General features: G+C 30.8%; 24 protein-coding genes, 4 tRNA genes and 2 other annotated features. Of the genes, 16 read left to right on the top strand and 12 right to left on the bottom strand.

Going from position 1 to position 24,461, the window contains the following annotated elements; translation table 11 throughout:
* Positions 1-76: 76 nt before the first annotated feature.
* Positions 77-328, bottom strand: a complete 252-nt coding sequence (locus tag DMR38_RS17335) for a TIGR03905 family TSCPD domain-containing protein (RefSeq protein ID WP_127722491.1) — start codon at positions 326-328, stop codon at positions 77-79.
* Between the two features lie 146 nt (positions 329-474).
* On the opposite strand from DMR38_RS17335, the gene DMR38_RS17330 reads away from it, so the two are divergent.
* The gene (locus tag DMR38_RS17330) at positions 475-1,362 is read left to right on the top strand and encodes a YncE family protein (protein WP_175413141.1); all 888 of its coding nucleotides are present in this window, start codon (positions 475-477) and stop codon (positions 1,360-1,362) included.
* A gap of 4 nt (positions 1,363-1,366) precedes the next feature.
* Here the strand turns inward: DMR38_RS17330 and DMR38_RS17325 are convergent, their stop codons facing one another.
* The gene (locus tag DMR38_RS17325) at positions 1,367-1,894 is read right to left on the bottom strand and encodes a DUF4364 family protein (protein ID WP_127722489.1); all 528 of its coding nucleotides are present in this window, start codon (positions 1,892-1,894) and stop codon (positions 1,367-1,369) included.
* 220 nt (positions 1,895-2,114) lie between these two features.
* Between DMR38_RS17325 and pdaB the strand changes: the two genes are divergently transcribed.
* From pdaB to DMR38_RS17310, 3 genes are all read left to right on the top strand, one after another.
* A complete protein-coding gene (gene pdaB, locus DMR38_RS17320) occupies positions 2,115-2,837 on the top strand; it encodes a polysaccharide deacetylase family sporulation protein PdaB (RefSeq protein WP_175413140.1) in 723 nt (240 codons plus the stop codon).
* Positions 2,838-3,000: 163 nt separating this feature from the next.
* Complete coding sequence (locus DMR38_RS17315; RefSeq protein WP_127722487.1) at positions 3,001-3,498, top strand: hypothetical protein; 498 nt, start codon at positions 3,001-3,003, stop codon at positions 3,496-3,498.
* Between the two features lie 80 nt (positions 3,499-3,578).
* The gene (locus tag DMR38_RS17310) at positions 3,579-4,307 is read left to right on the top strand and encodes a single-stranded DNA-binding protein (protein ID WP_243124604.1); all 729 of its coding nucleotides are present in this window, start codon (positions 3,579-3,581) and stop codon (positions 4,305-4,307) included.
* A gap of 99 nt (positions 4,308-4,406) precedes the next feature.
* Here DMR38_RS17310 and dapD read toward each other — a convergent pair whose 3' ends face one another.
* From dapD to DMR38_RS17290, 4 genes are all read right to left on the bottom strand, one after another.
* Positions 4,407-5,123: a 2,3,4,5-tetrahydropyridine-2,6-dicarboxylate N-acetyltransferase gene (gene dapD / locus DMR38_RS17305; protein WP_127722485.1), complete on the bottom strand. Its 717-nt coding sequence runs from the start codon at positions 5,121-5,123 to the stop codon at positions 4,407-4,409.
* A gap of 134 nt (positions 5,124-5,257) precedes the next feature.
* Positions 5,258-6,148 carry an Hsp33 family molecular chaperone HslO gene (hslO, locus tag DMR38_RS17300; RefSeq protein ID WP_127722484.1) on the bottom strand — a complete coding sequence of 297 codons (891 nt, stop codon included), beginning with the start codon at positions 6,146-6,148 and terminating at the stop codon, positions 5,258-5,260.
* Positions 6,149-6,177: 29 nt separating this feature from the next.
* Complete coding sequence (locus DMR38_RS17295; protein ID WP_127724135.1) at positions 6,178-6,918, bottom strand: class I SAM-dependent methyltransferase; 741 nt, start codon at positions 6,916-6,918, stop codon at positions 6,178-6,180.
* 136 nt (positions 6,919-7,054) lie between these two features.
* On the bottom strand, positions 7,055-7,324 hold the full coding sequence (locus DMR38_RS17290; RefSeq protein ID WP_127722483.1) for a small, acid-soluble spore protein, alpha/beta type: 270 nt from the start codon (positions 7,322-7,324) through the stop codon (positions 7,055-7,057).
* 461 nt (positions 7,325-7,785) lie between these two features.
* On the opposite strand from DMR38_RS17290, the gene DMR38_RS17285 reads away from it, so the two are divergent.
* The 3 genes from DMR38_RS17285 to dapB all read left to right on the top strand — a co-directional run bounded on the left by DMR38_RS17285 (position 7,786) and on the right by dapB (position 10,609).
* Entirely contained in the window at positions 7,786-8,778 is a 993-nt protein-coding gene (locus DMR38_RS17285; protein ID WP_127722482.1) for an aspartate-semialdehyde dehydrogenase, read from the top strand.
* A gap of 58 nt (positions 8,779-8,836) precedes the next feature.
* A complete protein-coding gene (dapA, locus tag DMR38_RS17280) occupies positions 8,837-9,718 on the top strand; it encodes a 4-hydroxy-tetrahydrodipicolinate synthase (protein WP_127722481.1) in 882 nt (293 codons plus the stop codon).
* A gap of 138 nt (positions 9,719-9,856) precedes the next feature.
* Positions 9,857-10,609 (top strand): 4-hydroxy-tetrahydrodipicolinate reductase, encoded by a 753-nt coding sequence (gene dapB, locus DMR38_RS17275; RefSeq protein WP_127722480.1) that lies wholly within the window; start codon positions 9,857-9,859, stop codon positions 10,607-10,609.
* A 101-nt stretch (positions 10,610-10,710) separates the two neighbouring features.
* Here dapB and DMR38_RS17270 read toward each other — a convergent pair whose 3' ends face one another.
* Positions 10,711-11,862: an aminotransferase class I/II-fold pyridoxal phosphate-dependent enzyme gene (locus tag DMR38_RS17270; protein ID WP_127722479.1), complete on the bottom strand. Its 1,152-nt coding sequence runs from the start codon at positions 11,860-11,862 to the stop codon at positions 10,711-10,713.
* A gap of 123 nt (positions 11,863-11,985) precedes the next feature.
* Between DMR38_RS17270 and DMR38_RS17265 the strand changes: the two genes are divergently transcribed.
* A complete protein-coding gene (locus DMR38_RS17265; protein WP_175413050.1) occupies positions 11,986-12,102 on the top strand; it encodes a L,D-transpeptidase in 117 nt (38 codons plus the stop codon).
* A 103-nt stretch (positions 12,103-12,205) separates the two neighbouring features.
* Here DMR38_RS17265 and DMR38_RS17260 read toward each other — a convergent pair.
* The 4 genes from DMR38_RS17260 to DMR38_RS17245 form a co-directional block, all read right to left on the bottom strand.
* Positions 12,206-12,279, bottom strand: a tRNA-Cys gene (locus DMR38_RS17260).
* A 5-nt stretch (positions 12,280-12,284) separates the two neighbouring features.
* Positions 12,285-12,359 (bottom strand) — tRNA-Gly (locus DMR38_RS17255).
* Positions 12,360-12,371: 12 nt separating this feature from the next.
* Positions 12,372-12,447 (bottom strand) — tRNA-Phe (locus DMR38_RS17250).
* Positions 12,448-12,510: 63 nt separating this feature from the next.
* Positions 12,511-12,586: transfer RNA gene (locus DMR38_RS17245), tRNA-Val, on the bottom strand.
* Positions 12,587-12,958: 372 nt separating this feature from the next.
* Here DMR38_RS17245 and ytxC point away from each other — a divergent pair.
* On the top strand, positions 12,959-13,858 hold the full coding sequence (ytxC, locus tag DMR38_RS17240) for a putative sporulation protein YtxC (protein ID WP_127722478.1): 900 nt from the start codon (positions 12,959-12,961) through the stop codon (positions 13,856-13,858).
* Positions 13,859-14,269: 411 nt separating this feature from the next.
* On the opposite strand, the gene DMR38_RS17235 is transcribed toward ytxC, so the two are convergent.
* The gene (locus DMR38_RS17235; protein ID WP_127720638.1) at positions 14,270-15,643 is read right to left on the bottom strand and encodes an ISNCY family transposase; all 1,374 of its coding nucleotides are present in this window, start codon (positions 15,641-15,643) and stop codon (positions 14,270-14,272) included.
* A gap of 755 nt (positions 15,644-16,398) precedes the next feature.
* Between DMR38_RS17235 and thrS the strand changes: the two genes are divergently transcribed.
* From thrS to pheT, 7 genes are all read left to right on the top strand, one after another.
* The gene (gene thrS / locus DMR38_RS17225; RefSeq protein ID WP_127722477.1) at positions 16,399-18,312 is read left to right on the top strand and encodes a threonine--tRNA ligase; all 1,914 of its coding nucleotides are present in this window, start codon (positions 16,399-16,401) and stop codon (positions 18,310-18,312) included.
* A gap of 41 nt (positions 18,313-18,353) precedes the next feature.
* Positions 18,354-18,484 (top strand) — a sequence feature (ribosomal protein L20 leader region).
* Positions 18,485-18,506: 22 nt separating this feature from the next.
* A complete protein-coding gene (gene infC / locus DMR38_RS17220; RefSeq protein WP_127722476.1) occupies positions 18,507-19,028 on the top strand; it encodes a translation initiation factor IF-3 in 522 nt (173 codons plus the stop codon).
* A 19-nt stretch (positions 19,029-19,047) separates the two neighbouring features.
* Positions 19,048-19,245: a 50S ribosomal protein L35 gene (gene rpmI, locus DMR38_RS17215; protein WP_013240073.1), complete on the top strand. Its 198-nt coding sequence runs from the start codon at positions 19,048-19,050 to the stop codon at positions 19,243-19,245.
* 28 nt (positions 19,246-19,273) lie between these two features.
* On the top strand, positions 19,274-19,633 hold the full coding sequence (gene rplT / locus DMR38_RS17210) for a 50S ribosomal protein L20 (protein ID WP_013240072.1): 360 nt from the start codon (positions 19,274-19,276) through the stop codon (positions 19,631-19,633).
* Positions 19,634-19,711: 78 nt separating this feature from the next.
* Entirely contained in the window at positions 19,712-20,494 is a 783-nt protein-coding gene (locus tag DMR38_RS17205; RefSeq protein ID WP_127722475.1) for an RNA methyltransferase, read from the top strand.
* Between the two features lie 106 nt (positions 20,495-20,600).
* Positions 20,601-20,826, top strand: a binding site (T-box leader).
* 61 nt (positions 20,827-20,887) lie between these two features.
* Positions 20,888-21,901, top strand: coding sequence for a phenylalanine--tRNA ligase subunit alpha (gene pheS / locus DMR38_RS17200; RefSeq protein ID WP_127722474.1), 1,014 nt, complete (start codon positions 20,888-20,890; stop codon positions 21,899-21,901).
* A gap of 41 nt (positions 21,902-21,942) precedes the next feature.
* Positions 21,943-24,324 carry a phenylalanine--tRNA ligase subunit beta gene (pheT, locus tag DMR38_RS17195; protein ID WP_127722473.1) on the top strand — a complete coding sequence of 794 codons (2,382 nt, stop codon included), beginning with the start codon at positions 21,943-21,945 and terminating at the stop codon, positions 24,322-24,324.
* The last annotated feature ends 137 nt before the right edge of the window (positions 24,325-24,461 follow it).

Genomic DNA, 24,461 nt, shown 5'->3' with positions numbered 1-24,461 from the left:
GAACTGAAGGTTGCAAAAAATATCCGTAGAATAAGTTGATTTTTTGTTTAGAAGATCTATATGTTAAATAAATTTTTTACTTACGGCTTAAAACTAATTTTTTAAGGGCAGTTGCAAATTGATCAGGACAGGAAGTTCCTTTTCCACTGCAGGAAATTCCCTCTAATTTTTCAACAGCTTCAGCTACATCCATTCCTTCTACTAATTTTGATATACCTTGTAAGTTTCCATCACATCCTCCTACAAAATTTACATTTCTAAGTTTGTTTTCTACAACATCAAAATTTATCTGACTTGAACAAACTCCATTTGTTATATAACTGTACATTTCATCACCTTGTTTCATATAAAATAATGTATTAATAAAATAATTATATAGAATATAAAGTTAATATACAACAAAATAAATTAATTAATTAGTATTACCTATTTTAGCTAACATTCATATTATAGTTGTAAGGGGGCGATGGTGTGTTGGAGTATCTTTATATATGTAGCACTTCTTCTGATACGGTATCAAAGGTGAATTTGGATGATTTTCATGAAGAAACTAGAATACATTTAAAATCTGAGGACATGACCTATAGAGTTGGACCTCATGGTGTATGTTTAAATGATTCTAAACTTATAACGGCAAACAAATATAATAACAGTATATCTGTAATAGATATAAAAAATGAAATTCAGGAAGAAACTTATTATGTTGGGGCATGCTGCAATGATATTATTACCTATAAAAATAATGCATATATAATATGCAGTGATTTAAACAGTCTGCTTGTTTTTGATCTTAATATGAGAAGAGTGGTTGAAGAAGTTCCCTGCGGAAATCTTCCTTATAGTATATGTTTGAATAAGGAAAGGAAACTGCTAGTAATATCTAATATGGAAGATGATAGCATAACCTTAATAGACTGTAAAAAAAACGAACGTATAGCTAACATAAGAGTAGGATGCTATCCTACTAAGGCTGTGTTTGCAGTGGATGGACAGCATATACTTATCTGTGAAAGTAATATAGGCTCGGAGTTCAGGGGAAGTATAGCCATATTATCACTTAAAAACTATAAAATTATAAATAGAATTATTGTGGGAAATTCGCCAGTAGACATATACTGCAGCAGTAGATACTGTTTTGTATCCAATTTTGGAGATGGTACAATAAGTGTTTTGGATATAAATAACTATAAGGAGAAAAAGAGGTTGATTGTAGGGGGTATGCCTGCAAGTGTATTAAAGCGAAGGGGAAGTTTATATGTGGGTGATAATTATGACAATTTATTAATAAAGGTAAATTTAAAAGATGAGAATAAAAAATGTATACCTATAGGTGGAGAACCTACAGGTATGGTTGTAAAATAAATTTTTAATCGTCCATAAGTAATTCAACTATTTTATAATAAATTTCTGAAAAGTTTTTTTCCCACTTTTCACATAGTTTTTGGGCAGTTTTTTTAGAGTCCACATTTAGTTTTAAGTTCATTAAAGTGGAATTACTTTCTGATATTTTTAAATTTACCATAAAACTGTTTTTATGTTTAGTTGTATAATTTGCATTTACTGAAATTTTACTTTTTATGTCATTAAAATGCTCGTCTATATAGTTGTCTAATATATTTATTTTATCTTTGGAAATTCTATTTCCGAAGAGGGACAACACCTTTATGCCTTTTTTTGTAATTATAAATTTATGGTTATTTTGAGAATCTATCTGCTTGATAAAATTAGAAGATAGAAGTTCATTTAAATATTGCTGAAGAGTAAAATAATTTATGAAGTCATTTTCCAGTATGACTTCGGTTACTTGATTATTGGAAATAGGAAACTTGATTTTTTTAAATATGTAAAGCAGAAGTAATTTATTTTCTGCTAGTTCTAAAGTGTTTTCAAACATTTAAAATCCTCTCCATTGAATTAAGAATACTAAAATAATATATATGTATATTATAGCATAATTGTATAAAATTTTTGAATGCATATTTTTGAATGTAATATATCTACAATAAATTTTTTGAATGTTGTAATATTTGTTGTTATAAAATACTATATAAAATTATGAAATAAATATATTGTGGAGGTAAAAATTGAAATCAAAGTGTATAAAAAAAATATTTATGGTATCTATATTATTGCTTATAGCTATTGGCGTATCATTATTTGCAAATTATAGATATGAAGGGGCATTTGCAAGAGTAAATAGGAAATTACCCATTTATTGTGTTGACACAAAAGATAAAAAAATTGCTATAACCTTTGATGTTAGTTTAGGAGATGAATACATTGATAAAATATTAAATGTGCTGGATAAACATAATATAAAAGCTACATTCTTTGTAGTAGGGGATTGGGTTGATAGAAATCCGGATAAACTAAAGGAGATATATAATAAAGGACACGAAATAGGAAATCATTCAAATAGGCACCCTAATATGACAAAAATATCTAGAGATAAGATTATTGAAGATATAAATATAAATGAAGCTAAAATAAGAAATATAACAGGAAGTGGAACAAAATTGTTTAGATGTCCTGAAGGGTCTTATAATGACGATGTAATAGATACAGTAAAGAACTCAGGATATTACTGTATTCAATGGAATGTAGATAGTATAGACTGGAAAGAGCAGGGGGCAGATCTTGAATACAACAGGGTTATAAAAAGTACAAAACCTGGTTCTATAGTACTATTTCATAATAGTGCAAAGTATACACCATTTAATTTAGAAAGGATAATAGTAAACTTAAAGGAAAAAGGATACAAGTTTGTTAAGGTAGGAGATTTGATATATAAAGATAACTATAAAATGGACTATGACGGAAAGCAGATGAGAAATTAATATGGCTTATATTAAACAGTTATTGAAAAACACAATAAATATGTATTATAATGGCAATGAGGGTAAGTGTCAATGATTGGATTACAATTTACAAAATAGTATAAAAAAAAATATCCTGTTTAAAATAATTTTAAAACATATATTTTAACGGGAGGTAATAAAGATGCAATCTATAGAAATTATTGAAACTAACGCCCAGTTTAAGAGGTATTTGGCAGAGCTTCTTGATTTAATGGATTTAAACTACTGCACTTTTACAGACAATAGTACTAATAGAAAGGTAAATTATGTAGTACTAAATTCTGTAGATGCGAGATACAAAGTTTTAGATGGAGATTATTGTTTTGTAAATATGGATTTAATAAATAAAAAGAAAAATAATGTAGATATATCCGGTTGCATCATAACCTATGGACTGGGAAGTAAGAATACGGTTACTATATCGAGTTTAGATTATTCTAGTGGATTTGTATATTGCCTCCAAAGGGATATTATATATGAGGAAAAAAGGGTAATTGAAGCTCAGGAAATTCCAGTTAATATGGTACTTAGAGATATTGATGAACTTTACGCAGCTGTAGTAGCTATAACTATAGGTCTTATGGAAGACAAGTGCATTTGTGATTTGATCAAAAATAAAACATTTATGACTTTAAGCTAAATTATAAGTATATTTTTGTTTTTTGATGAATAACTATATGATAGTGAAACATTTAAAACTAAGGGAAAGAGGGGTTTATGATGGACAATTTAATGTTAAACAATAAGATCTATCTTGAAGGTACAGTAGTTTCAGAATTACAATTTAGCCACGAAATGTATGGAGAGGGTTTTTACACCTTTAATATTGAGGTTCCTAGATTAAGTGAAAGTAAAGATATACTATTCATTACAATTTCAGAGAGACTTATAGGGGGAATGGATATCAAAGTTGGAACTGATGTAATAATAGAAGGACAACTTAGGTCCTACAATAAATTTGTGGATGGGGCAAACAGATTGATATTAACTGTATTTGCAAGAAATATAGATTTTTGTACTGAAAGAAGTAAAAATCCAAATCAAATTTTTCTTGATGGATTTATATGTAAGGAGCCAGTTTATAGGACAACTCCCTTTGGCAGAGAAATCTCAGATATGCTTCTAGCTGTAAACAGGGCTTATAATAAGTCTGATTACATACCTACTATTGCTTGGGGAAGAAATTCTAGGTTCTGTAAGTCATTAAAAGTAAGTGACAATATAAGGGTTTGGGGAAGATTGCAGAGTAGAGAATATCAAAAAAAGATATCGGATACTGAAATTATAAAGAAAATAGCGTATGAAGTTTCTATATCTAAAATGGAAAAAGTTAATAGAGATAATGAAAAAACTCAAGAAGAAATGCAAGGAAAAGAGGAAAAAGAACAGCCTAAAAATGAAGATGAAAATAGCTTAGGGAATAACATAGGCGATAAGCGTATATCATAAACAGAGTTCTTGTCATCGGATAAACAGAATCTGTATTTACAGGGTATAGACCTTGTCCTTGAAATTTAAGGAGGTTATACCCTGTATTTTGCAGGTAAATTATTTTCTTAAATCTGATAAAATTTTAGTTTTGCCTTTAGTTTTATCATCTACTGATTTTACTATTTTTGCTGGACTTCCAGCAGCTACAACTCCTTCAGGTATATCTTCTGTTACTACTGAACCTGCTGCGATTACAGAGCCAGTTCCAATTTTTACTCCTTCTAAGATTACTGAGTTAGCTCCTATAAGTACATTGTCACCTATCTCACAAGGTGATTTACTAGGTGGTTCTAAAACTCCAGCTACTACAGCTCCAGCACCTAAGTGAACATTTTTACCAAGTTTTCCTCTAGCACCTACTACTGCATTCATATCTATCATAGTGCCTTCACCTATTTCTGCACCTATGTTTATAACTGCCCCCATCATTACTACTGCATTTTTGTCTATTTTAACTTTATCTCTTATAATAGCACCAGGTTCAATTCTGGCATTCATGTTTGTTAAATCAGCAAGTGGGATGGCTGAGTTTCTTCTGTCCTGTTCTATTCTAAATTGATTGATCTTATCTTTATTTTCTTCTAAAAATTTTGATATTTCATCGCTTTCACCAAAGAGAATGTAAAAATCACCGCTATTATAATTTTCTATACTGCCTAAATCACAATTTGACATGTCACCTTTAAGGTAAACTTTAACTGGAGTAGATTTTTTAGCCTCTTTTATATACTTTGCTATTTGGTATGGATCTGTAAGATCGTATTTTGCTTCCATTTTAAATCATCCTTTCCATTTTATTTATAATGAATAAATTTTAGTCTTTTATAGTAGGCATAACTACGTTTTTAGTTTTTTAAGCAAATTATAACATATAAAAGTTTAAGTATGTAGATAATTTATACTTAATATCAGGATTTTTTTGTGGAGTTTTTAAGAATTTCACCTATTTGTTCATGGGTAAACTTATAGGATGTCTTACAAAAGTTACATTTTAATTCTTCAGTTTTTCCTTCATTATAAATTTCCTCCAAATCTTTTGTGCCTATGCTTATAAGAGCTTTTTCAACTCTTTCTCTTGAACAATCACATTTATAAGTAGGTGTTAGTTCATCTAATATATTTAATCCCATATCCTTAAATATATCATTTAATATTTGTGAAATACTCATGCCCTTAGCTAACATATTTGATATAGGTGGAATTTCCTGTAATCTATATGTGACTAAGTCTGCAAGTAGATCTTCTGCTCCAGGAAGCATCTGAATTATGAATCCTCCTGAGGCCTTTATACTTAAATCTACATCTACGAGAACTCCAAGGGCTACTGCAGATGGAGTTTGCTCTGAAACTGTAAAGTAGTAAGCTAGATCATCTCCTATTTCTCCAGTTTGTATGGGAATTTTACTGGAGTAAGGTTCTCTAAGTCCCATATTTCTTATTACGGTTAAATTTCCATTAGTTCCTATGATTCCACCTACATCTAGTTTTCCTTTACTATTTGGTGGCAAATTTGCAAGAGGGTTTCCTATATATCCTTTTACATGACAGTCAGCATAAGAAGTTACAGATATACCTTTAGCTTCACCGCCTCCTGAAATTATAATGGATAAGCTATCTTTAGGTGATTTTAACATTGCCCCCATAAGGCTTCCTGCAGTAAGCATTCTTCCAAAGGCTGCTGCAGCTGTAGGGGCACATTCGTGGATTTTAACAGCTTCATTTACTAGGTTTGTAGTAGAGGCTGCTATTATTCGAATGTTATCATCTTTAGCTGTAGCTCTTATTAATTTATCTATCATTTAATTTTCATCTCCTAATCATATGTGTATTAAAGTTTAGTTACTATATATGATATTCTTTCAGAAATATCAGTTACAGTTTTATCACTGTAGTTGTCCAATTTGTTTATAATTTTAAATCCACAATTTTTCAATGTGGATTCTATATATTCACAAGTATAAGCCCTTTCACGATGGTTTTCATCAAATCGTTTATAAAAATTCTCATGACGTATAAAAAATGTGAGGTACATGTCCACAATGTCATCTTCTAAATAATTTTCCCATATGTAGGTAATATCTTCATCATCGTAAGTATAGGTATTATTACCTAGTATATTTGTAATTTTGTAATAGGAATTTATATCAAATAGGAATATTCCATTGTTTTCTAAGTGATTGGACACACTTTTAAAGTAACTTTGTAATTCTGATTCTTTTAATATATAGTTTGTAGAATCAAGACAGCAAGTTATGAGATTGAATTTCTTGTTTAACTTGAAATTAGTTATGTCTTGACATATAAAGTTTACTTTTAGTCCACTGTTTCTAAGCTTTATATCTGCTTCTGATAGCATTTCACTGGATAAATCTACTGCCCAGGTATTTTTAAAATAAAGTGCTAACTTTTCTGTCATATTACCTGTACCACAAGCTAAATCCAGATAATTTTTTCTATCTATATTTAATTTTTCACATATGTTCATAATTTTTTTAGCCCATGTGCTGTAATCTATATCGCTGTTTATTAGATTGTCATATATATGAGCAAATTTTCCATAGCAGTTCATTTGCATTTCCGTTATGAAATTTTCATAGCGGTCTTTAACTCCCTTCTTACAGGTATTTTTATAGGTGATTAAAATTAAAAAAGGTAAAATTGTATTTATCAATTAATATTATATATTTTTAAGGTATAAGTCAAATTTATTGTTTGTCTTTGCTTTTACTATGTTTTATTAGACTTTCATTTTTAGGTATATTTAGCTCCTTTTTTTTCTTAGTCATCATGCCGCCAATTCTTCCAGTTTCTTCAGCTGTTAAACTGCTCCAGCCAAATGAAGCAACTTTCTCTTTTAATCCTAGTTCTTCAGCTATTTCATATTTTAATTTTTCTCTGAGTTTTTCAGCTTCTGTAAGCTCTCTGTTTGATTTCAATTTTGCCTTTATGATTTTTTTTAATGGAGTTTTTGACATTGATACCATCCTCCCACTTTTACTATAGATTATTTTTACCCCAAAAGCGAGATTTATACATACTATAATAATTATAGTATATATTCTAAATATAATATATATTTAAAGGAGAAATTTCAATGATGTGAACGTAACTATAGGAATAATATGGTAATCAAATAAGCTTCGCAATTAGAATAATTATTTGACTTTTAAACGAAAACAATTAATTTTATTATAAGGTGCATTACATATTTCATATAATTAATTAAGAAGTATAAAGCATGCGTTATTTTTAATTCTCAATAATATTTATTTCTATGAACATATTTCAAAAGTTTAGTGTAAAATATTTAGTAAGATATATTTAAAATTAAATAGGTTATCTTTATTAAGATATCATGGTATTATATTTAATAATAGATCTTAAATTTAAATATTTAATCAATTTATATTATAAAATTTTTAGGAGGAATATTAAAATGAGTTGTAACGTGGCAGTAGTTGGATGTACTGGAATGGTAGGAAGAAAATTTATAGATGTGCTGGAAGAAAGAGATTTTCCAATAGAAAAATTGTATTTGTTTGCATCTGCTAAATCAAGTGGAAAAATATTAAAATTTAAAGATAAAGATTATACTGTAGAGGAATTAAAAGAAGATAATATAAAAAATAAAAAAATAGATATTGCTCTTTTCTCAGCAGGTGGAAGTGTAAGCCTTAAATTTGCACCTATATTTTCAAAATACGGTGCAGTAGTTATAGATAATAGTAGTGCTTGGAGAATGGATAAAGAGGTACCTTTGGTAGTTCCTGAAGTAAATCCAGAGGATATAAAATGGAATAAAGGTATAATTGCAAATCCTAATTGCTCAACTATACAAGCCATAGTAGCAATTAAACCTCTTTATGACAAATATGGAGTAGAAAGAATTGTATATTCTACATATCAGGCTGTATCTGGTGCTGGAATGGGAGGATATAATGATTTACTAGAAGGATACAAGGGAAATGCACCTAAGAAATTTCCTTATCCAATAGCAGGGAATATACTTCCTCATATAGATGTATTTTTGGAAAATGGATACACTAAAGAAGAAATGAAAATGGTAAACGAAACAAGAAAAATATTACATGATGATACTTTGAGAGTTACAGCTACTACAGCAAGAGTACCAGTAACTTATTCTCATAGTGAAAGTATAAATGTAGAACTTAAAAAAGACTTTAAAATAGAGGATATTTTTGAATTGTACAAGAATGCTGCTGGAGTAGTGTTAAAAGATGATGTGGACAATTTAGTATATCCAATGCCAGTAGAGGCAGCAGGAAAAGATGAAGTATTTGTAGGAAGAATAAGAAGGGACTTTAGCGTAGATAATGGATTAAATCTATGGGTTGTAGCAGATAACATAAGAAAAGGCGCTGCTACTAATGCTGTTCAAATAGCAGAATGCATAGTTAAGGATAAATAATAATACATTTTAAAATATGATAAGCATATTAAATTTCAATTGAGAAGGGGTGTTTTTAATGAGCTTATTTAAAGGTTCAGGGGTAGCTATTATTACCCCATTTAATGATAATGGGGTGGACTTTGATAAATTAAAAGAATTGCTTGAATGGCAAATAGAATCAGGTACAGATGCAATAATAATTTGTGGAACTACAGGTGAAGCTTCCACTATGACTGAAAAGGAAAGAAAGGATACAATAAAATTTACAGTAGATACTGTTAATAAGAGAATACCAGTTATTGCAGGTACAGGCAGTAATTGTACAGAATCTGCCGTAAACATGAGCAAATGGGCAGAAAGTATAGGAGTAGACGGAGTCCTTGTAATCACACCTTATTATAATAAAACTACACAAAAGGGATTGATAGAGCATTTTAAGGCGGTGTCTTCAGCTATAAAAACTCCTATTGTAGTATATAATGTACCTGGAAGAACAGGATTAAATATACAGCCTAAAACTTTAAAAGAATTATGCAAATTAGATAATGTGGCAGCTGTTAAAGAAGCTAGTGGGAATATAAGTCAAATTGCTAAAATGAAAGCTCTATGCGGGGATGATATTGATTTATATTCTGGAAATGATGATCAGACAGTTCCTATAATGTCTTTAGGAGGACTAGGAGTTATATCTGTTCTTGCAAATATTATTCCTAAAGATATGCATAATATGTGTAAGCTATTTTTAGAAGGCAATGTAAAAGAAGCGCTAAAGGTGCAATTAAATGCTCTTACACTTATGAATACTATGTTCATAGAAACAAATCCTATACCTATAAAAACTGCCATGAACGTTTTGAATATGAATGTTGGAAATTTAAGACTTCCACTTTGTGATATGTCCCAGGAAAATTTGGATATTTTAAAATCAGAACTTAAAAACTATGGACTTTTGAAATAAAAAGCAAGTCTATTTGAATTATTGTGTAAAATGAAAGCTAACTTTCTTTAATTTAACGTGAAAGATTAATTTCTTTCACGTTGATCAATATGTAATTTTGTAATTAATGATTATTAAATAATTTGAGGAGAGGTTTAAATGATTAAAATTATACTAAGTGGATGTAATGGTAGAATGGGAAAAGTAATAACCAATTTAGTAGAGAATTTCCCACATTTATCCATATCTGCAGGAATAGATAAGAAGGATGAAAAATCATCATTTCCTGTGTTTACCAATGTATTGGACTGTAATGTAGAAGGAGATGTAATATTAGATTTTTCAAGACCGGATTCCTTGGATTCACTTCTAGAATATGGTACAAAACATAATATAGGAATTATATTTTGTACTACAGGATATAGTGAAGAACAAGTTAAAAAAATTCAGGAAGCCTCAAAGTCTATTCCAATTTTTAGATCTGCCAATATGTCTATAGGTATAAATGTCATAAATAAAGTATTAAAAGATGTAAGTGCTCTTTTATATAAAAACTTTGATATAGAGATAATAGAAAAACACCATAATCAAAAAGTGGATGCTCCAAGTGGAACAGCATTACTTTTAGCAGATACAATAAAGGATTCTATACCAGAAAAAGTTGACTATGTAAATGGAAGAGAAGGAATTAGGAAGAGAGTTCATAATGAAATAGGTATTCATGCCGTAAGAGGTGGGACTATAGTAGGAGAACATGAAGTTATATTTGCAGGCCAGGGTGAGACTATTGAGATAAAGCATACTGCTATTTCAAGAGAAGTTTTTGCTGTAGGAGCACTTCATGCTTGTGAGTTTATGTATAATAGAGAAAAGGGCTTTTATTCTATGGAAAATGTAATTGATGGTAAATAATACAAAGGGCTAACACGCTAATTAATTAGTGAGTCAGCCCTTTTAAAGTGTATATATGTTTTTAAATAATTTACAATTAATAGTGGAAAGATATGGATGGTTTATATTTTTAAAGTGTCTAACCATCTTTCTATTTTTGATAGGGACAATTTAAGTTCTTCCATACTGTAGGCATAGGATATTCTAACATGATCTTCTCCACCTGGTCCAAAAGCTGAACCTGGTACTATGGCTACACCACCTTCTTTTAGAAGTTTTTCACAGAAATCATTGCTGTTCATACCAAATTTTTTTATTGATGGAAATATGTAAAAAGCACCTTTGGGTAGGTTTACCTCGAATCCCAGAGATTTTAACCTGTTGAAAACATAATTTCTTCTTTCCATAAATTTAGACTTCATGTAGTTTACATCTTCCATACAGCTTTTTAAACCTTCATAAGCTCCCCATTGAGAAATGGAAGGAGCACAGGATACATTGTATTGGTGCACTTTTATTATCTCATTCATAAAGTATGTGTTTGCACATACATAGCCTATTCTAAGACCTGTCATTGAGAACATTTTGGAAAAACCACCTATTAAAATAACTTTATCTTTTATTTCTTTGTATTGTGCAATAGAGTAATAATCTTTTTCAAAGCACAATGAAGCATATATTTCGTCACTTAACACTAATACATCATTTTCTTTCAGTAAATTAAATAAATTAGTACTGTCTTCTTTAGACAAAATAGCGCCTGTTGGATTACAAGGATAGGAGAGAACTATTAATTTAGGCCTTTCCTTCTCTAATATTTTTTTTAAACTGTCAAAATTAATAGAAAAGTCATGGTTTAAACTGTAGTTTATTACACTTCCACCTAAAATTTTTACACAGCTTTCATAAGCAGGATAGGCAGGAGTTGGTATCAATACTTTGTCACCTGTATTTACAAGAGTTGCAAATACATCCATTAAAGCTTCACTTCCACCTATGGTAATACAGGTTTCTTCTGCAGTGTAATGTATGTTTAAATTCGCAAGATATTTTGATATTTCTTCTCGGAGTTCTATAATTCCAGCATTTGAGGTATATCCCGTTTTGTTTTCTTCAATAGATTGTATCATGGTTGCCTTAATTTTTTTAGGTACATTAAAATCAGGCTGACCTAAGGTTAAAGATATGGCATCCGGGTAGTTAACTAATTTGTTATAAAATTTTCTAATGCCTGAAAGTTCTATAGAACTAACATTTTTTGATATACTATTCAAATTTTCACTTCCAATCTATATATTTATTTATTTGAATTGTACTCTAATTCATAAAATTATTCCACTTTTTATATATGCATATTTTCATTATGAAATAAAACACTAGTAAAGTGGAGGCTTATTTTGCTTTTCACTAATGCATCGATAATTAGAGTTGAGGAATCCAAGAAAAACATTGGAATACATGATACAAATAAACCACATAGTATAGGAGGGGAAGTTTCTCATGGATGTGTATGAAATACAGAGAAGGTTAATATAGGATAAATAATTGAATTTTAGCTGTATTATAAGACTCTTCATGTAATAAAAAAAGTAGCCTATTAATATAGACTACTTTTTATGGAGGCGCCATCCAGATTTGAACTGGAGATAAAGGTTTTGCAGACCTCTGCCTTACCACTTGGCTATAGCGCCATTACTGGAGCGGAAGACGAGATTCGAACTCGCGACGTTCACCTTGGCAAGGTGACGCTCTACCACTGAGCCACTCCCGCACGTTTTAAATCTGGTGGCCAGACCAGGAATCGAACCAGGGACACGAGGATTTTCAGTCCTCTGCTCTACCGACTGAGCTATCTGGCCAAAGACAATACATTACCTCGAATATCTATAAACTACACTATAAAGAAGTAATAGTTTATAAATTGGTGGGCACAACAGGGCTCGAACCTGTGACCCTCTGCTTGTAAGGCAGATGCTCTCCCAGCTGAGCTATGCGCCCTTACGACAATATTGTCACAACAACTAATATTATATCTTGATATATGTATATTGTCAATACTTGTGTATTAAAAATATTTGTAAAAATTTTATTTAATGACTATCTACTGTAATACTCCCACTAATTAAGATTCATTGATAAACATGGTTCTTGGCATCAGATGGAGTTTTGACTCCAATTGGTACTTATTAACATGGTTCTTAGTGATAGTCGCTTTCACAGAGTGCTTTGGAGTATTAGAGTAGGTAGTAATAGGATAAATTGATTTTTTATTGGACATTTTTGGAGAATTTGGCTGTCGATATTTGACAATAGAAATTTGAATATAGATTTATTTTAGACACATACTATTTTGGAAGGGAGTGTTGAGAGGTGCTGTTATTGACTATGGTATATAGTAAAGAAAGAGAGTGTATAATCCAGGGAATAAGAGATTTAAAAGAATATTTTAAAAATAAGAATGTACTCATTGGAGTATATGAAAATATTGAAAAGGGTACTCACTTCCTTAAAGTATTTTGTGATGGGGAAATTAGCGATAAACTTATGAATATATTTAATATGTGTGTTTCAAATATAATTTATAATATATTAGTAGATGAATTTTATGAAAAAGATGCTATGCTTTTTTTATCAGATACGTATTTCTTTTTAAAATATGAAGATTTAGAGAAAATCGGAGAAAAGAGCATGGAAGTATTAAAGGGAAGAAGCACAATTATAGATGAAAATTCTATTTACTGTATAAATAAAAAGAACGATATTTTGAATAAAATATCAGATTGTATGGCTGAAAATAAGGAAATAAACGTAGATGGTTTCATAACTTTTAGGAGAAAAGAGATTTTCAATGATTTAGAAGTTATAGTTGATAAAGTAGTGGAAAAATATATGGTAGAAAAAGAATACGATGAATTTATAAAACTTTTAAAGTATTTTGTGGATATTCAAGAGAGCAAAATAGATTATGTGAATATAATTATTGATAATGATGGAAGTTATATTATAAAGAATAAAAAAGGAGAAGAAATAACAGATAGTTTTTTTAGGGATTTAACGGAATTAAAATATGGAAGTGATAATTATTCTGATGATATTTTAATAAGTGCACTTATAACTAACTCACCTGAAAAAGTAGTTATTCACTGTGTGGAAAATTGTAAAAATACAGAACTTATTGATACTATTAAAAAAGTGTTTACGCATAAAGTACAATTTTGTAACAACTGCAGTATCTGTAAGACTATAAAAAATAGTTTAAATAGAGTGTAGATATTTTTAATTAATAGTTAAGAATGAAGAATTAATAGTTAATGTGGATTTTTTTTCGCTATACTACAAAAAATATTTGATTAAGCTTTTCATCACTCATTTCGCTAAAGCGAAATATTGATTAGTTATATAAATTTAAAGATTTTTTGCGGCAGCTAAAAATCATCCTTCACTATTAATTTTTCATTATTAATTCTTAACTTAAATTTTCGTATACGATAAAATTGGACAACTATAGAATAAAAAAATTTATATTCTTATATGTCAACTAATTTTGAAAATGTCCCAAAAAGTTTTAATTATTAGCACCAGCAATAGCTGGTGCTTTGTTACGCTTATAACATTATTTTTAGGTATAGCAAACACATCCATCAACTTAAAGTTTTTTAAGTAAAAGGGCTTTTTAGTTCTTTAAGCTATGTTTTCTTTTTGTCTATGAGCCTGCTTATTGCAATAATGTTCAAATGAAGCCTGCTTCCATGGGTGACTCATCGGCGGTATATAGTGTTTCTTTGGAGTTTTTGAGGTCTTCGCAAGATCAAAATTTTTTGATGAAGGAACATGATCCGGAAGCAATTCAAGTGCATAAACTTTTTCGTTTGCACAAAAATATAGATCATTGTTAAATGCCTTTATTACTATACCGCAGGTACCTTTATGGTAATATACTGGGTGACCATTAGCATCTACTGGAAGATAATATCCTTTATTGTATTTTACACAACTCCCATTGTCTACTTTCCTACTAGCAAGTACACCAAGAATTAAATTGATTTTCTCAATATCAGGTTGCGTTTCGAATACAGATTTGATATTATCAACAGGTAAAGCAAATCGAGCATTGAATTTTTTTATGTAGGAATTTAAAAATTCATTTGCCTGCTCAATCGTGCTTATACCAGCTAAACGCAATTCGATAGGAAGTCGTGATTGCAGTGTTTGAAACATTCGTTCCACACGCCCCTTGGCTTGTGGAATGCTGCTGGTTTTAATCTCAATTCCTAACTGCTTGCAGGCATAACCGAATTGGGTAAAAGTGTCCTCTTCGATAGAAGGGGATTTCTTTTGTTTATACTCAAAAACTGTACGCCTATCGGTGTAAAACATATAAGGAATACCATAGGTTTTCAATATTTGCTCAAGTACATGGTAATATCCATTTAGCGTTTCTTGAACATCGAAATAAGCACCTACAATAGCACCTGTGGCATCATCTACAGCTATATGAAGCTGACTTTTTTCTCCACCAAACCAAGGATGAAGAGAAGCATCCATCTGAAGCATTTCTCCAAAGTAGGCACATCTCGGACGCCTAGGATGAGCATCTTCGATAGCAAGAATAGAACTTTGAATAACACTAGCCTGCTTTTTTGACTTTGTAGATTTTTGCATATCTTTAAGTTTAGTGTATAGAGCCTTCTTAGAAGAACGTTTTGCCTTAGGAGACAGGATGAATTCCTGCAAAAGGATGGAACGTATAGTGTTTGATGAAACTTTGATTCCTTCAAATTCTTTTAAGAGTTCTGAAAAATGAGTTAAATTGGTGCCTTCATATTTTGTTCGATATAAGTCAACAATAGTCTGTTTTGTAGAATTATCTAAAGCATGGACAGGTTTTTTACCACGATTTCCATGTATAAAAAAGGCTTTTCCCTGCTCTTTATACCCTTTAATCATTCTGTTAATGTGCCTAACAGTACAGTTAATCTGTACAGCAGCTCTTTGCTTGTTACCATTGCTCTCTACTAATTTCTTGATTATGTTATATTTTGCATTCTCATTCATTGTTAAAACTACCTTTCTGATTTTGTCCACCTCACTTCTTAGTCATGAGGTTTTATTATACTATAAACTTATTTATTTGGGACATAATCAAATGCGGTATACTAAGACATTATCACAATTCAATCATATAGAATAAAAAAATTTATATTCTTATATTGACATACCCATTATAGAATAATATAATAAGCTCAAATAGGATAAAGGCCATGAAAAGGAAAAGTAAGTAAGTCAATTACCTTAAGAGAGAAGGATTTTAAGCTGAAATATCCTTTAGGCAAGATTTATTGAATACCACCTTTGAGTTGTATACTGAAATTAAGTAAGTATTTCCCGCTAATCTACGTTATGGATTCAAAGATAATAGCGTGTTGCTTTTAATTTTTTAATTAAAGCAGGCAGCTTAATCTATAAGTAATTGTGAAAAAGTTTTAATTTACATATAATGTGTAGTGTGTTTTTTGCAGTATTATTTATTTGTTTTATAAAAGATTAATGCTATTAATTTGGGTGGAACCGTGATAATACTCGCCCCATTTTGTGGGAGAGTTTTTTTATTGCTTAATTTTAAGTTTCAAGTACTGTTTGAAGATAAACAAAGTTCTTGGCATCAGGTGGAGTTTTAATTCCACCTGATGCTTAGAAATTGTTATCCAGGGACGTATCTGCTCTTTATTCCCACTTTGAGTTAGGAGTATTAGAGCAGGTAGTCATCGGATAAATTCAGTATAAAACTAACTATATGAGGAGGAGTAAATATGATAAAGATAATCTTAAAAGATGGAAAAGAACTTGAAGTAGAAAAAGGATTAAAAGTAGCTGATATTGCAGCAAAATTAAGCACTTCACTTGGTAAAAAGGCTCTAGGAGCTAAAATAAATGGTAAAGTAGAAGAACTTAACAAGGAAATTAATGAAGATTGTAAGCTTGAAATTTTGACATTTGAAGATGAAGATGGAAAAAAGATATTGAGGCATACTGGATCTCATATACTTGCACAGGCAATTAAAAGATTGTATCCAGAAGTGAAGTTAGCTATAGGACCTTCTATAGACGATGGATTTTACTATGATATGGATGCTGATTTTTCATTTACACCGGAATTGCTTGAAAAAATTGAAGGTGAAATGAATAAGATAATAAAAGAAAATGAAAAATTGGAGAGATTTGAACTCCCAAGAGATGAAGCTATAAAGTTAATGGAAGAAAAGAATGAGCCTTATAAAGTTCAGCTTATAAAAGATTTGCCTGAAGATGAAATTATATCTTTTTATAAACAGGGAGATTTTGTAGATTTATGTGCAGGACCTCATGTACCATCGACAGGTAAAGTTAAAGTTGTAAAACTTCTTTCAATTGCAGGAGCTTATTGGAGAGGAAATGAAAAGAACAAAATGCTCCAGAGAATATATGGTACTGCCTTTGAAAAAAAGAATGACCTTAAAGATTATTTAACAATGATAGAAGAGGCTAAAAAAAGAGATCACAGAAAACTTGGAAAAGAACTTGATCTTTTCAGCATACATGAAGAAGGACCTGGATTCCCATTCTTCCATCCAAAGGGAATGATCATAAGAAATGAACTTCAAAATTACTGGAGACAAGTTCACCAGAAAGCAGGATACGATGAAATAATGACTCCTATTATATTAAATGAAGAATTGTGGCATCAATCAGGACATTGGGATCATTATAAAGAAAATATGTATTTTACAAAAATAGATGATGAAGATTATGCTATAAAGCCAATGAACTGTCCTGGTTCCATACTTGTTTATAAGAACAAAATACATTCTTATAGAGACCTTCCTATAAGATATGGTGAAATGGGAATTGTTCATAGACATGAAAAATCTGGAGCTCTTCATGGACTCATGAGAGTAAGATGCTTTACTCAAGATGACGCTCACATATTTATGACTAAAGATATGATGACAGATGAAATAATAAAAGTAATAAGACTCATAGATAGCTTTTATAAAGTATTTGGATTTGAGTATTTTGTTGAATTGTCAACAAGGCCTGAAGATTCTATGGGAAGTGATGAAGATTGGGAAGCTGCAACTGAAGGTCTTAAGGCTGCATTAAAGGCTGCTGGACTTGATTATAAAGTAAATGAAGGTGATGGAGCTTTTTATGGACCTAAGATAGATTTCCACTTAAAAGATTCCATAGGAAGAACTTGGCAGTGTGGAACTGTTCAATTGGATTTCCAGATGCCAGAAAGATTTGATTTAACTTATGTTGGAGCAGATGGGGAAAAGCACAGACCAGTTATGGTCCACAGAGTTGTATTTGGATCTATAGAAAGATTTATAGGAATTTTGATAGAGAACTATGCAGGAGCATTTCCAGCTTGGCTTGCACCAGTACAAGTTGAAGTAATGAACATTACTGATGCCCAAGATGACTACGTAAATGAAGTAGTTGAAAAATTAAAGGAAAATGATATAAGAGTAGAATCAGATATGAGAAATGAGAAAATAGGATATAAGATAAGAGAAGCTCAAATGCAGAAAGTTCCTTATATGGTTGTACTAGGAGAAAAAGAAATGAAAGATAAAACTATATCTGTAAGAAGCAGAAAAGGCGGAGATATGGGAACTATGGCACTAGATGACTTCATTTCAAAACTTAAAGACGAAATAGATAAAAAAATAAGTGATATTTAAAATATATATTGACTATAAGCTATAACAATAGTATAATATAATTCGTTAAGAAGAAACTAGCCGTTTCTCACCTTACGGCACAGCCAGTAAGGTTATGAAGATTTCTTAGTTAAAAGGATTCTTTATTATTGATGTATTCAAAGGACGGCGGTAGCTGTCCTTTTTTATATGCTTTGTTAAATTCCACCTAGGAGGTGAAAATCATTAATAAAAGTTTTCTTATAAATCAGGATATAGTAGAAAAAGAAGTAAGAGTTATTTCACATGATGGAAGTCAAATGGGAATTATATCATCAAAAGAAGCATTAAGACTTGCAGAAGAAAAGGAATTGGATTTGGTTATGATATCTCCAAATGCAAAGCCACCGGTTTGTAAAATTATGAATTATGGGAAATTTATGTATGAGCAGGTTAAAAAAGATAAAGAGGCTAGAAAAAAACAGAAAGTTGTTAACATAAAAGAAGTTAGATTTAGCCCTAAAATAGAAGAACATGATATTTCCATTAAAGCTAAAAATGCAAGAAAATTTTTACTTGCAGGAGATAAAGTTAAAGTTACTGTAAGATTTAGAGGAAGGGAAGCTGATTATTCCTTTATAGGTAAAAAAATTTTAGATATATTTCATTCTAAACTTCAGGATGTTTGTGTAATAGAAAGGCAACCTAAGTTTGAAGGAAGAAACATGATAATGTTTTTATCAGCAAAGAAAGCATAATTGAGAGGAGGAATTTATTATGCCAAAAATGAAAACTAAAAGAAGTGTAGCAAAAAGATTTAAGATTACAGGAACTGGTAAGTTAAAGAGATCAAAAGCTTTTAAAAGTCATATACTTACAAAGAAAAGTGCAAAAACTAAAAGAAATTTAAGAAAAGCAGGACTTGTTTCAGAAACTCAAGAAAAAATTATGAAAAAATTAATGCCTTACGTATAATTGAAGGATTCTAAAAGGAGGTTTTACTATGGCAAGAGTAAAAAGAGCAGTAAACGCTCGTAAACATCATAAAAAAATATTAAAGCTTGCAAAAGGTTATTATGGCGGAAAAAGTAGATTATTTAGAACTGCTAATGAAACAGTTTTAAGGGCTCTAAGATATTCATATATAGGAAGAAGATTAAAGAAGAGGGACTTTAGAAAGTTATGGATAGCTAGAATAAATGCTGCAACTAGAATGAATGGACTTTCATATTCCAAGTTTATAAATGGAATAAAGACTGCAGGCATTAATATGAATAGAAAGATGCTTTCAGAAATAGCTATAAATGATCCTAAAGGATTTACTGAATTAGTTGAAGTAGCTAAAAAACAATTAAATGCATAATATTATATTACATAAGAAGTACAGCATAATTTTGCTGTACTTTTTTATAGGCAAATTATCGTAATAAGGTGGACTATTATGGATATAATTAAAAGTAAAGATAATGCACATATAAAAGAAGTAAAAAAGTTAAAGGAAAAGAAATATAGGGTTCAAGAAGGCAAATTTTTAATAGAAGGCTTTAGGTTTGTAAGAGAGGCGCTTTATTCTGATTTCAAAATATCTTCAATTTTTCTAAGCAGTGACTTTACAGATAAGTGGGAAAAATTTTTGTTAAAAGAAAACTTTGAATGCCATTTTCCTGTGTATTTTATGGAAAAAGGTGTATTTAAGGCTATGGTAAATACTGAAAATCCCCAGGGAATAGCTGCAGTAGTGGAAAACAGGGAGTTGAAAGTTAAAAAACAAAATGGATTTTATGTATTGGCAGATAAGATTCAAGATCCAGGCAATATGGGTACTATAATAAGAAGTGCACATGCTTCTGGAGCTTTAGGGGTTATAATTACAAAAGGAACGGTAGATATATACAATGAGAAGACATTGAGATCAACAATGGGATCTATATTTCATGTACCCGTAATCTATGATGAGGACTTGAAAAAAGTAGAACTTCTCAGGAAAAATGGATTTAAGTTGATAGGAAGTTCTCTGGATACGGATATTAACTTTTATAGTGCAAATTTAAAGGGAAAAGTTATAATTGCAGTGGGAAATGAAGCAAATGGTCTTAGCAAAACCATACAGGATGTTTCTGATATAAAGGTAAAGATACCAATGCCAGGTGGTGCTGAATCATTAAATGTGTCTGCAGCAGCGTCCATAATGATGTTCGAAGCAGTAAGACAAAATTTAATTTAATGTTGACAATATGTAAATATATATGTAAAATTTAAAGATATAAACAGAATTCTTAATATCATTTAGAGCAGGTAGTCATCGGATAAATAATAAAAGTTGAATAAGAACACTTACTGTGAAAGAGAAAGTAGATATATGATTTTTATCAGAGAAAAAAAGTCAGGGCTGAAAGCTTTTTTTAAAATATTATATATTGAAGTTCCTCCTGGAGTACTGGCTGTGAAATTATAATTAGTAGTCAGCGGTTAATTATCGTTAAAATATACAAAGAGGATATTATTTTTTAATAGTATCAATTTGGGTGGTAACGCGGATCAAAGTTCGTCCCTTAGAGGGATGGGCTTTTTATTTTTGTTTTAAATTAAAAAGATTGTAGTGAAAGGAGAGTTTAAAATGAAAGAAGAATTAAAACAAATAAAGGAAAATGCCTTTAGCGAATTAAAAAATAAAAAGTTAGATATAGAGGATATAAGAGTTAAATATCTAGGTAAAAAGGGAGAACTTACAAAAATACTTAGAGGCATGAAGGATCTTTCTAAAGAAGAAAGACCTGCAATTGGTAAGCTTGCCAATGAAGTGAGGAGTACACTGGAAAATGCTATAGAAGAGGCATCAAAAAAGATAAAATCAAGTGCTACACAAGCAAAGCTGCAGAATGAAACCATTGATATTACTATGCCTGGTATAAAGCAAACTGTAGGAAAGCGTCATCCTCTAGAACAAACACTAGAAGAGATGAAACAGATATTTATTTCTATGGGATTTACTATAGAAGAAGGTCCTGAAGTAGAGAAGGATTATTATAACTTTGAAGCACTTAATATACCTAAAAATCATCCAGCGAGGGGTGAACAGGACACCTTTTATATAAATGACAATGTAGTGCTTAGAACTCAGACTTCTCCAATACAGGTAAGAACTATGGAAAAACAAAAACCTCCAATAAAGATGATATCTCCAGGTAAAGTTTATCGTTCAGATTCAGTGGATGCCACTCATTCACCTATATTTTATCAAATGGAAGGTTTAGTAGTTGACAAAGGTATAACTTTTGCAAATTTAAAAGGTACTCTTGAACTATTTGCTAAAAAGTTATTTGGAAACGACATACGTACAAAATTTAGACCTCATCATTTCCCTTTTACAGAACCTTCTGCAGAAATGGATGCTAGTTGCTTTGTATGCCATGGAAAAGGCTGCAGGGTATGTAAAGGAGAAGGATGGATAGAACTTTTAGGATGTGGAATGGTTCATCCACAGGTACTTAGAAATTGTGGAATAGATCCTGAAGTTTACAGTGGATTTGCTTTTGGAATGGGTGTAGATAGGATGGTCATGTTAAAATACGGAATAGATGATATAAGAAACATGTATGAAAGTGACATGAGATTTTTAAATCAATTTTAATAGAGTTTGTAAAGATTAAAAATTTGAAAGGAGATTTTTGTATGAAGGTTCCAGTAAAATGGTTAAAGGATTATGTTAAAATAGATATTCCAGGAAAAGAATTAGGAGATAGATTGACTTTAAGTGGTTCAAAACTTGAAGAGGCAATTGTAACCGGAGATGAAATCCGAAATGTAGTTACAGGTAAGATACTTAAGATAGAAAGTCATCCTCAGGCAGATAAACTTGTTGTATGTCAGGTGGATATAGGAAAAGAAGATCCTATTCAAATTATAACAGCTGCTACTAATATGAAAGAACAAGATATAGTTCCTGTAGCACTTCATGATTCTACACTTCATGGTGGAGTAAAGATAAAAAAAGGAAAACTAAGAGGTCTTATGTCAAATGGAATGTTTTGTTCCGAAGAAGAGCTTGGCATAGCAGGAGATAAGCCTGTATATGGACTTATGATTTTAAAAGAAGATACACCAATTGGAAAGGACATAAAGGAAGTACTTGATATGACAAGTACTATACTTGATTTTGAGATAACTTCAAATAGACCTGATTGTCTTAGTATGATAGGAATGGCAAGGGAAACTGCAGCAACTTTAAATGAAAGCTATAAAATGCCGGAATTAGATTATAAGCCTTCTTGCAGCGAAAATATTGAAAACGCATTAAAAGTAGAAATAAAAGATAAACTTTGTAAAAGGTATATGGCAAGGGGCATAAAAGATGTAAAAATAGAGCCATCACCTTCATGGATGCAGGAGAGACTTTTAGAAGCAGGTGTAAGGCCAATAAACAATATAGTTGATATAACTAATTTTGTAATGCTTGAAATTGGAGAACCTATGCATGCTTATGATGTAAGGGAGATAAAATCTGGGACTATAGTTGTAGAGAGAGCTAAAGATGGAGAAAAGTTTACTACTCTTGATGAAGAGGAAAGGCAATTGGATCAGAATATGCTTACCATTAAGGATGGAGACAGAACTATCGGACTTGCAGGAATAATGGGAGGACTTAATTCGGAGATAAGAGATGATACTTCTTCTATAGTATTTGAGTGTGCCAATTTTGATGGTACTAATATAAGAGTTTCTTCACAAAAGCTTGCACTTAGAACAGAAGCTTCAGGTAGATTTGAAAAGGACCTTGATCCTAATTTAGCTGAGGTTGCTATGAACAGAGCTTGCAATTTAGTTGAGATGCTAAAAGCAGGAAAAGTTATGGAAGGTACAATTGATGTATACGATGAAAAAGTTGAACCTCACAGCGTAGACGTTGATTCCAACTGGGTAAATAAATTTTTGGGTACTGAAATACCTAAGGAAGATATGGTAGATTATTTAAATAGACTGGAATTAAAAACTCAGCTTAAAGGAGACATTTTACATATAGATGTTCCTACTTTTAGGGGAGATATAAATATAAGAGAAGATGTGGCAGAAGAAGTAGCTAGAATATATGGATACAGCAATGTACCTACTACTGTAATAAGAAGTGTAAGTACAAAAGGCGGAAAGAATCCAAAGCAAAAGCTGGATGATAAATTGATAGAAACACTTATTTCAAGTGGATTAAACCAATCTATAAGTTACTCTTTTGTAAGTAGAAAAGTATTTGACAAAATACTTTTACCTGAAGATAGCAAACTTAGAAATGCTGTAGCTATAAAAAATCCTTTGGGAGAAGACTATAGCATAATGAGAACAACTACATTACCGTCTATGATGGAATGCTTAGGTAGAAACTATTCAAGAAAAAATGAAATTGTAAGGTTATTTGAAATTGGAAGAGTGTATCTTCCATTAGAAAATGGCGATACTTTACCTGAAGAAGACAATATTGTAACCATTGGAACGTATGGTGAATGTGATTACTTTAATTTAAAAGGTATAGTGGAAAACATATTAGATACCTTAGGAATAGAGAAGATTTCTTTTAAGAGAGAAAGCGATAATCCAACTTTCCATCCTGGAAGAACAGCTGCCCTTTATGTAAATAGAAAGTTAGCAGGAGTGCTTGGAGAAATCCACCCAACTGTATCTGAAAATTATGGTATAGACGAAAGATGTTATGTTGCTGAATTAAACTTAGATGTTTTGTATAAACATGCTGATTCAGATAAAAAATATAGACCTCTGCCTAAATTCCCTGCAGTTTCTAGAGACCTTGCAGTTTTAGTGGATGACAATATAATGGTACAGGAAGTGGAGGATATTATAAGAAAACAGGGAGGAAACATCCTAGAGAAAGTTAAGTTGTTTGATGTTTATAGAGGAAAACAGATAGAAAGTGGAAAGAAGAGCATAGCTTATTCAATATCCTATAGAGCTGAAAATAAAACTCTTACAGATAAAGAAGTTAATAAAGTTCATAGCAAAATAATAAGATCACTAGAACATAATTTAGGAGCACAACTTAGACAGTAAGGATTCGTTGATCAATAAGGCTGGATGAATTTAATGTTCATCCAGCCTATTTTATGATGCTTTAGCTCTTTAAGGTAAAATAAAATATTTCATATGTGGAGAATTTGTGATAGAATGTTGTTATAAAGAATTGGAAA

This window comes from Clostridium sp. AWRP (genome assembly GCF_004006395.2).
Taxonomy (GTDB): domain Bacteria; phylum Bacillota; class Clostridia; order Clostridiales; family Clostridiaceae; genus Clostridium_B.
The sequence above is the reverse complement of the archived record's forward strand: the minus strand, read 5'-3'. Positions and strand labels throughout refer to the sequence as shown.